Genomic DNA, 1,573 nt, shown 5'->3' with positions numbered 1-1,573 from the left:
GTTACATTTTATGTGGATGCTGGCAAAAAGGCCCTTGAAGAACGCGGGCTAATTGTTGACGAACTTGAAATTTCAACGGCAACCAAAGAAAAAATAGATAGTACGCTCAAAAAGAATGACTATATCTATGTTACTGGTGGTAATACCTTCTTTCTCCTTCAAGAGCTGAAAAGAACAGGCGCGGACACAGTTATATTTGAACAAGTAAATTCAGGGAAAATGTATATTGGTGAGTCTGCTGGTTCCATTGTGCTTTCACGCAATATTGAGTATGTAAAAGAAATGGATGATTTCACTGCCGCGCCGAACATTGGTACGTTTTCATCATTAGGAATGATTGATTTTTATCCGGTTCCTCACCATACAAACTTCCCATTCAAAGAGTCAGTCGAGAAAATCATTTCTAGTTATAAGGACGAAATAGATCTTTGCCCCATTAGCAACACACAAGCGATTGTCATACATGACAATAAATTTGAAGTCTGGGGTGAAAAAACTTAACAAGTTACTGCATTGGAAAAATAACTCGCTGACGCTCGTCATTTTCCGGTGAGTAAAGCGTTATGCCTCACGATGAAAAAGGAACTTTCGATGTTTAAAATCGAGACTAACCGTTTGATTATTCGGGATATGAATCCGAACGATGAAAGTGCTTTTGTTGCTATGTCTCAGGACGCTAAATATCAGCGTTTCTATGACGAAAGTGATTGTGACCCTAATAAATATAAAGAGCTAACAAACTTGTTTATAGCTCAGGCTTCTGAAGAACCAAGAAAATCATATCAGCTAGCTGTTGAGTGTAAGGATTCAAGGCAGTTTATTGGGACTGTTTGCTTGCGCTTGGAAGACAATCAACAAGCTTCAATGGGGTGTGCGTTTTTAAGGTCATCTCAAGGACATAAACTAAGCTATGAAGCGGCTTTAGCTCTGGCAGACTTTGGTTTTTCTGAGTTGGGTGTTCACCGTATCTATGCGGAGACAATTAGTAAGAACCTAGCAGCAATTAAGCTCTGTAAGTCTTTAGGTATGCGTCAAGAAGCACACTTTAGAGAGCATCGCTTTTTCAAAGAACAGTGGTGGGATACAGTAGTTCTGGCAGTTCTTCGAACCGACTGGGACAAAGGCATAACAAACGAGTATGTCGTCAATCCTAAATTTTAGCGAGATTTTTATCCCACATCACGCCGTCTCTAAGCATCGAATTTAAGATCACTACCATCTTGCGCACACAGGCAATAATGGCGACTTTTTTCGGCTTTCCAGCGGCGACTAATCGGGTATACGTCGCTTTAAAAACAGGATTACATTGCATCGCAGACATCATCGCCATATACAACACGGTACGAACTTGAGCACGTCCACCTTGGATCACCCGTTTGCCTTTATATCGCCCACTTTCTTTTGTCACGGGTGCAACACCAATGAGAGATGCCGCTTGTTTGTTAGTTATATAGCCCAGCTCAGGGACGTTACTGATGATAGATGCTGCCGCAATGCTGCCAATGCCAGGCACGCTTTGTAAGAGCGTATTTTTAGTCTGATATTCAGGGGGCATGCTTCAATCAACTTCACG

2 protein-coding genes and 1 pseudogene are annotated in these 1,573 nt (G+C 41.5%); 2 read left to right on the top strand and 1 reads right to left on the bottom strand.

Annotated features, from left to right (window positions below; all coding sequences use genetic code 11):
- Both BZG81_RS15405 and BZG81_RS15400 read left to right on the top strand, forming a co-directional pair.
- Positions 1-501: Type 1 glutamine amidotransferase-like domain-containing protein (locus BZG81_RS15405; protein WP_077677820.1), on the top strand; the 501-nt coding region annotated here is incomplete at its 5' end.
- 90 nt (positions 502-591) lie between these two features.
- On the top strand, positions 592-1,161 hold the full coding sequence (locus tag BZG81_RS15400; RefSeq protein WP_077677819.1) for a GNAT family N-acetyltransferase: 570 nt from the start codon (positions 592-594) through the stop codon (positions 1,159-1,161).
- On the opposite strand, the pseudogene BZG81_RS15750 reads toward BZG81_RS15400, so the two are convergent.
- Positions 1,151-1,573, bottom strand: a pseudogene (locus BZG81_RS15750) (transposase); the annotation flags it as partial. The gene BZG81_RS15400 and the pseudogene BZG81_RS15750 sit on opposite strands and share 11 nt — an antisense overlap.

The sequence above is a fragment of the Salinivibrio sp. MA607 genome, assembly GCF_001996245.1.
Lineage (GTDB): Bacteria > Pseudomonadota > Gammaproteobacteria > Enterobacterales > Vibrionaceae > Salinivibrio > Salinivibrio costicola.
This window is presented reverse-complemented; position numbering and strand designations above follow the sequence as displayed.

What these genes read in the sequence shown, in the direction of transcription:
- BZG81_RS15400 (WP_077677819.1), top strand. Translation starts at nt 592, where the DNA reads ATGTTTAAAATCGAGACTAACCGTTTGATTATTCGGGATATGAATCCG.